At 31.9% G+C, this 7,213-nt stretch carries 11 protein-coding genes; 3 read left to right on the forward strand and 8 right to left on the reverse strand.

What is annotated here, in order from left to right; genetic code table 11:
• The first annotated feature begins 50 nt into the window (after positions 1–50).
• Positions 51–524, forward strand: a complete 474-nt coding sequence (locus tag BHX94_RS06165; RefSeq protein ID WP_170120777.1) for a pyridoxamine 5'-phosphate oxidase family protein — start codon at positions 51–53, stop codon at positions 522–524.
• Between the two features lie 43 nt (positions 525–567).
• On the opposite strand, the gene BHX94_RS06170 is transcribed toward BHX94_RS06165, so the two are convergent.
• From BHX94_RS06170 to BHX94_RS06185, 4 genes are all read right to left on the reverse strand, one after another.
• Positions 568–1,125: a DUF488 domain-containing protein gene (locus BHX94_RS06170; RefSeq protein WP_111745341.1), complete on the reverse strand. Its 558-nt coding sequence runs from the start codon at positions 1,123–1,125 to the stop codon at positions 568–570.
• A 20-nt stretch (positions 1,126–1,145) separates the two neighbouring features.
• Positions 1,146–1,616 (reverse strand): DUF1440 domain-containing protein, encoded by a 471-nt coding sequence (locus BHX94_RS06175; RefSeq protein WP_111745342.1) that lies wholly within the window; start codon positions 1,614–1,616, stop codon positions 1,146–1,148.
• 132 nt (positions 1,617–1,748) lie between these two features.
• Entirely contained in the window at positions 1,749–2,351 is a 603-nt protein-coding gene (locus tag BHX94_RS06180) for a flavin reductase family protein (protein ID WP_111745343.1), read from the reverse strand.
• A 73-nt stretch (positions 2,352–2,424) separates the two neighbouring features.
• Entirely contained in the window at positions 2,425–3,357 is a 933-nt protein-coding gene (locus tag BHX94_RS06185; protein WP_111745344.1) for a ring-cleaving dioxygenase, read from the reverse strand.
• Between the two features lie 182 nt (positions 3,358–3,539).
• Between BHX94_RS06185 and BHX94_RS06190 the strand changes: the two genes are divergently transcribed.
• Entirely contained in the window at positions 3,540–3,812 is a 273-nt protein-coding gene (locus BHX94_RS06190; RefSeq protein ID WP_170120778.1) for an FAD-dependent oxidoreductase, read from the forward strand.
• Between the two features lie 198 nt (positions 3,813–4,010).
• On the opposite strand, the gene BHX94_RS06195 is transcribed toward BHX94_RS06190, so the two are convergent.
• From BHX94_RS06195 to BHX94_RS12985, 4 genes are read right to left on the reverse strand one after another with little or no spacing between them, the layout of a single operon-like run.
• The gene (locus tag BHX94_RS06195) at positions 4,011–5,030 is read right to left on the reverse strand and encodes a sensor histidine kinase (protein ID WP_111745346.1); all 1,020 of its coding nucleotides are present in this window, start codon (positions 5,028–5,030) and stop codon (positions 4,011–4,013) included.
• Positions 5,020–5,454: a winged helix-turn-helix domain-containing protein gene (locus BHX94_RS06200; RefSeq protein WP_111745347.1), complete on the reverse strand. Its 435-nt coding sequence runs from the start codon at positions 5,452–5,454 to the stop codon at positions 5,020–5,022. Before BHX94_RS06200 ends, BHX94_RS06195 begins: the two co-directional genes overlap by 11 nt.
• The gene (locus BHX94_RS06205; RefSeq protein WP_331463396.1) at positions 5,429–6,037 is read right to left on the reverse strand and encodes a Rossmann-fold NAD(P)-binding domain-containing protein; all 609 of its coding nucleotides are present in this window, start codon (positions 6,035–6,037) and stop codon (positions 5,429–5,431) included. The genes BHX94_RS06200 and BHX94_RS06205 overlap by 26 nt, the downstream gene beginning before the upstream one ends.
• Positions 6,030–6,167 carry a hypothetical protein gene (locus tag BHX94_RS12985; protein ID WP_242446663.1) on the reverse strand — a complete coding sequence of 46 codons (138 nt, stop codon included), beginning with the start codon at positions 6,165–6,167 and terminating at the stop codon, positions 6,030–6,032. Before BHX94_RS12985 ends, BHX94_RS06205 begins: the two co-directional genes overlap by 8 nt.
• Before the next feature lie 122 nt (positions 6,168–6,289).
• On the opposite strand from BHX94_RS12985, the gene BHX94_RS06210 reads away from it, so the two are divergent.
• Complete coding sequence (locus BHX94_RS06210; protein ID WP_111745348.1) at positions 6,290–6,967, forward strand: DUF421 domain-containing protein; 678 nt, start codon at positions 6,290–6,292, stop codon at positions 6,965–6,967.
• Positions 6,968–7,213: the final 246 nt, after the last annotated feature.

Consider the following 7,213-nt stretch of genomic DNA (forward strand, 5'->3'; position numbering starts at 1 on the left):
CCCATTAAGATGGGTATTATAATAATATCAATAATATGGAGGGATTAAGTATGAGCAGCAAGCAATCTTATGATAAGTTATTTGAGTTAATCGAAAAGAACGATATTGCAATGTTAACAACTATTCACCAAGATAAATTAGTTTCTAGACCGATGAGTTATCAAGATGTAGATGAGCAAGGTAACATCTGGTTCTTAACAACACTTACAGAGAAAACTGAAGAAATAAAAAAAGATAACCGTGTGAACTTAGCGTTTACGAAAAAAGGATATGTATCAATTGCAGGAAATGCTGAAATTATAAATGATGATGCGAAGAAAAAAGAATATTGGAGTAAAGGTATCGAATTATTCTTAAATACATCACATGACGATCCAAATGTAGTGCTTATTAAAGTTTTACCAGATTCAGCTGAATACTGGGCAACAGATGATAAATTTAAAACTGTTGTAGAAGGTATTAAATCATTAGTTTCTAACGATACTGGTAGCGATACTTCAATCAATAAATCTTTAGAATTATAAAACAAATAAACAGTTGAAACATTTAGAAGAATGTTTCAGCTGTTTATTTGTTATCATCTAGATTTGGATATACCACTTCACCATCATCTTCGATAATCGGCATTGCTCCCCATTGCCCTAATTTGTGATTTTCTAAAGTTATTGATTGATTATTTCTTATAATATGTGTAACTTCATGCTCATGTGCTGCTAGATAATTGCTAATAATTAATCGATGACATCGTGCGGGGTGTCTTTCAGAACACATAATAACGACATTATATTGCTTTGCAATATTTAATAAAGTTTCAATACCATATTTAAAATCATCTTCTAAAGTATAATCAGCATAATTATGAAATGAAATATTATTCCAGGCAGCATTTAATGTTTCCCCTACTTCACCAGATTGACCACGTCTACCACCGAGTTGTTCAATATGCTGATACTTGATATCGTGATTATTTAATGCGTCAGATAACATATCACCATTAAACCGAGGATGTTTCTTACTGTACGGAAAAGCACGAATATCTACAAGATAATCAATACTTGCTTCTTTCAACATTTCTAACAATTCATTTGTCGTATAAGTTGAATGTCCGACTGTATAGATTTTCATATTATCACCAGCAATTCGTATTATTTTCTTTCACTTTTTATAATGCGATCGATTGTATACATCCATACAATATGACCAAGAAACTCAGACAAATGTTCTTCTACAGGTTGTTTGTCAGGTGTAGGGATTGTCTTTGTTAAAGGCAGTAATAACTCATGGAACAATACAAATACACCAGTTCCATATAAACTCCCTTTACCTAATCCTACTTTCGGAAACTTTTCCAACAACAATGCATACGGTACACTAGCCCCGATTGAAAAGCCATGATGAACGATATAAGTTGTGATAGGTAATTGATGTCCAGAATAAGTGCAAGTAAGATTTCTTATATGTTCTGGAACTCCTATTTGTTTCAAAAGTGTTTCAGGAGGCGTCTCTTTTTCTCTTTCCGGCGTTCTAGGGGGCAATAAACTTTCATATCCCATTTTCACCATCCCACCAATAACTCCGGCTGTTACTGCAGTTGTTAATAAACGTGTTTTATTCATCAAATCATCCTTTTTTATTACATATACCCTAAAATCATTAAAGATAAAAATGAATATAAAAAAGAAACAACCTTTCAATATTATCTGTTTGAAGGTTGTTTCTTATTCCTCATGTAATATTATAATCAATCATTATTGTGGTCTTTCCAGTTCAAAAATATGTCCTAATTCACTATAGTTTTGTCCAGCTAATCGACTAATAGGTTCTAATTTACCTGCATTTATTCTAAAGTTCTCTACTAATTCGTCTTCTATGTTGAAGTTTACAATCTTACCGATAATATGATCAACAGCATTGTTATCCTTACCTAAAGTCACATGATGTTCAAGTACACATTCCATTGCAATTTTAGCTTCTTTAATTGTTGGAACATCAACGACTTGACTATCTTCAAGTGTAAGACTTGTCATATCTAATTCCGATTCATTATAAGCAAGGTTAGCAGCTGTCTTATTCATCTCTTCAACAATCGATTTCGACACGATATGAACGACAAATTGTTTATGATTTAAAATATTACGTGCTGTATCTTTTGATACACCATCTTTCCTCTGAATGGATACTGAAATCATCGGAGGATTACTCGTTACAATATTAAAATAACTGAATGGTGCAGCATTAACGATACCTTCCTCTGACTTTGAAGTAATAAAGGCAATCGGTCTAGGTATGATTGAGCCAATCATCAATTTATAATTATCTCTTTCATTTTGCTCCTCTGGGTTGATGTGCATTGTATCCTCTCTTTCTATATCTATTAAGATAGTACAGTTCTTAGAGAAAAATTATTTTTCTATTATTTCTATATTATTTTTTTATTGTTGATTCGATAGGTATTAATGCTTCTTCAATCTTACTTCTATAAGGTTCATATTGCTCAGGTAATTTAAGTGCTTCACCCATAGTTTCATATGTTTCATCATGCGCAAATCCTGGAGGATCTGTTGCAATTTCAAATAGTATTTCACCAGGCTCACGGAAGTAGATTGCATTAAAGTAATTTCTATCTTTAACATCCGTTACAAAATAGCCGTGATCAGTTAATTGCTGACGCCATTCTAACTGTTCATCATCATCTTTTGTACGCCATGCAATGTGATGTACTGTACCAACACCCATAGATCCGCGTGCTTCAGAGACTTTTTTAATATCAATAATATTACCGATATCTCCTTGTGCTTCATATCTGAAGTAAGTATCATCTTCATCAATCTTTACAAGTCCAAATTCATCTAATAATACTTTCTCTGTTGCTGCCACTTGAGAAGAATATAATACGGCACCAGCAAATCCTTTAATAGCATATTCCGGTTTAATTTGATCATGTCGAAATGGGTTATTTTCTCCTTTTTCTCGTTCAACGATTTCAAGTTTTAAGCCGTGAACATCTTCAAATGTTAAATATTTTTCTCCGAAACGTTCTTCTTCTTTTACTTCAATATCAAATGAGGTTAAGCGTTCTTTCCAGAAATCATACGCTCCTTTAGGTATTGCGTAGCTTGTTACGCCTACTTGCCCACTACCGATTCTCCCTTTTTGAGCACCTGGCCATGGGAAGAAAGTAATGATTGATCCTGGAATACCACCTTCAGTTCCAAAATAAAGATGATAAGTACCCGGATTATCAAAGTTAACCGTCTTTTTAACGAGACGTAAACCTAATACACCTTCATAGAAATCAACATTTTCCTGTGGATGCCCAACAATTGCAGTAATGTGATGGATACCTTTAATATTCATGAAATTCACTCATTAATATAAGTATAAAATGTTTTATATATATTATTTATATTCGATATAAATAATATATCGGATATAAATTCAAATGTAAAGCACTTGAATTTTTTGTAGACAAATTTATTTTAAGGATAAATGAGTATAAGAATAATATGATATCTAGTAAATTAAAGGAGGCTATAAAAATGAAAAATGAAAATCAACCGTATTGGAGTACTTCCGTAACATTACCAGATTTTTCGATATTAACAGAAGATTTGACCACTGAAATTGCAGTTGTAGGAGCAGGAATGGCAGGTATACTTACTGCTTACCAACTTGCTAAGCAAGGTAAGAAAGTCACCGTTATAGAAGCACGTAAAGTTTTAGAGGGCACTACAGCGCATACAACGATGCTGAGCAATCATGGGATTGTCCACATGATGGTTCACGTTTTGATCGATATGGTAACGTATTAGACGGCCCGGCAATCGATCCTATTATTATCGACTCAAAATAGAGTAACAATTACCAATTAACTAACTCCGTCTATAATGATTCTTTCTAATCATAAAAATAATCCAATGGATTCACAGTTGCAATGGATTTCTTTTTATAAGTCTTTTCATTATTATTTAGTAAAACATCATCTTTTATTATTCTACTTTTGCTAAACGTTATTGCTTACTGATGATTAATTTAAATGCTGTGCCTGAACCTACATTGCTCTCAACTTCAATCCTACAATGAATCTGCTTTGCCAATGTCTTCGCAATATATAAACCTAATCCAGAACCACCCGTCAATTTATTTCGCGATTGTTCTACGCGATATGTCCTTTCAAATATACGTTCTAAATGATCTGAGGATATACCGATACCTTTATCTTTAACAGCAATTATTACTTGTTCTCCATCATTTAATACTTCTATCCAAATATCATCATTAGAAAATTTAATTGCATTGCTAATAAAATTAGAGAGAATTCTCTCAAGTGCGATTTGATTTTGCTGAAATGGTTGAACATTATCAAGGTGGACATGAAATGCTCGGTTTTCTTTTTTCATTGTCGGCGTATAATTATCTAAGAGCACCATGAGTAGCTTATCAATTTTAATTGTTACGTTTTCTACCTTGCTCACATTTAAAGACATCACTTGATTTAATTCATCGAACATTTGCGATAATCGATTTGATTGCATAATAAGTACATCGTAAGCCTTATCCTTTTCGCCATCTCTATAAATAACACCATCTTTTAAACCTTCTGAATATGATTTAATACTTGCAAGCGGTGTCTTCAAATCATGTGCGAAGTTTTCAATCATCATCACCTTTTCTCGCTCTTCCATCTGAATTTGTTCCATTTGTTGTCTGATTTCAACAGCCATTAAATCGAAAGAATCATTTAATGACTTTAATTCTTTCGGAGAATTAATCTGTGGACCCACAATATGATACTCTCCTGCAGCAATTTTCTTCGTTTTATTATTTAATATATTGATTTTATTAATCGTTGGGACAGAAAATAAAATTGCAAATACCATCGTCACGATACTAGATAAAACAGAACAAATCGTCAATAAAATAATTGTTGGCCCATCAAACCACATGAATTTGTAACTGATAAATAATGGAAGCGATGTCAGACTAATCGCTCCGATAGAAGCAATTAATAGTTGTTGTTTAATTGTCAATGACATCACCCCTTTCAAATTTATACCCTAGCCCCCAAACTGTTTGAATACAATAAGCTTTATAACCATGTTGATCCAGTTTCTCTCGAATTCTATGAATATGTACATTTAAAGTATTCATATCTTCATAATATTCATAGCCCCAGACATGATTTAATAATTCACTCTTAGCGATTGCAGCATCTACATTTAAAGCAAGATAATGCAGTAATTCATACTCTTTTTGACGTAACAATAAGTCTTCACCATCGATATAAGTTGCTTTATGTTTATCATTTAACACTAAGTTACCGAAAGTCAAAATAGATGCTACATCAGACATTTTTGTATTGCGATTAATTATCTTTTTCGTATGTAAAACAAGTTCTCGCGGACTGAATGGTTTCTTAATATAGTCTTCAGCCCCTAAAGTTAAACCATACATCTGTATAAATTACGTCCGTATGTATTATCGTTTCATCTATATCAAAAGTTATTTTTATTTTTGAATCTGATACGCCTGCATAGTTCAATGCTTCATCTATAACCTGTTTCTCAGGAAATAACTGTTCTGGTGATATGATATTAATGTTCATTCCCAAAATAGCTCCTGTTATAAGTAGATCATTAGCAATATTATTACGCCCATCACCAATATAAGTTAAAGTTTTTCCTTCAATCTTTCCGAAGGTTTCCTTCAATGTCATGAAGTCCGCGATCATTTGTGTGGGATGCCATTGATTAGTTAGTCCATTCCATACAGGTACACTTGCATATTCAGCTAACAATTCTACATCATCGTGTTGATGTCCTCTAAACTCTATATCATCATACATACTTCCAAGAACTTTCGCAGTATCCTGTATTGTCTCTTTCTTCCCTAAATGCAATTCGTTCTTACCATAGTAGTCAATATGTGCTCCTAAATCACTAGCTGCGACACTAAACGCGGCTCTCGTTCTCGTAGAAGGTTTTTCAAAGATAAGCGCGATATTTTTATCTTGAAGTAATTTGTGAGGGTTATTTATTTTTCTTTTCTTTTTTTAAAGTTATTGCAAAATCAATAAACTGGTGTATTTCGTCCTTTGAGAAATCAATTGTTTTTAAAAAACTTTTATTTTTTAAATGTTCCACATTACCAATTGTATATTTATTCATAATCACATCTCCTTTTGGATTATAATACATAATAATTCGAGTATATGATTAATTATTCGTTATTTTTTTATTGCTATGATATATTAGAAATAATGTTATGATTGATGTAGGAGGTGTAAAAAATGGATTATTTTATCATATTGTTAAAATTAATTTTTGGCTTTATTGGATTACTGATTACATTAAGGTTACTTGGCAAAAAAGAGTTATCACAAGTTACTCCTTTCGATATCATTTATAGTGTTGTTTTTGGTGGCATTTTAGAAGAGAGTTTATATGACAAAAAGATTACTTTGCTTCAAATGTTATTTGCAATTTTTTGTTGGGGAGCAATTATTTACATCGTCGACCAGCTGACCTATAAATCACAACATATCAGAACATTTCTCAAAGGAACACCTGCCTATTTAATTAATGATGGAGACATCAACATAAAAGAGATGAAAAAAAATAAGATTGAAATGGAACAGTTAAGATCTTTATTAAGAATGCAGAATATATTTACTTTAAAAGAAGTTAAATATATGATTCTGGAGCCTGGCGGACAAGTAAGCGTACAGAAATACGATAAATATGAAACACCTAATAAATCTGATTTATCCATTGAACAAAAAGACTCCTCTATCAATTATTTATTGATCAATAATGGGGTCATTCTAAAAAAAGAACTAGAAAAACTAAATAAAGACGAACAGTGGTTATTTCAACTGTTAAAAGAAAAAGGTTATAAAAATGTTAAAAATATTATTTATGCTGAATGGAGTGCAACAGACGGTATTTATGTGAAATCAATTATTTAGTGTGATATTTATTGTGTATTATATAAAACAAAAAGCCCACTTTTTTAAAGTGGGCTCAGACTGTAGACAAAGTCTCCTTCAGAGATGAAGTTTACAGTCTTTTTTTGATAAAATATAGATATATCATTGAACGGTGGTGTTTTACTTGATTAAGAGAAGTAAGTCTGAAGATATTAATATCATTCGCAGTCAATTTGAAATGTATTCATTAGAAGACCTTGTACCAGAAAATCATCTTCTAAGAAA

Source organism: Macrococcoides bohemicum (genome assembly GCF_003259675.1).
Lineage (GTDB): Bacteria > Bacillota > Bacilli > Staphylococcales > Staphylococcaceae > Macrococcoides > Macrococcoides bohemicum.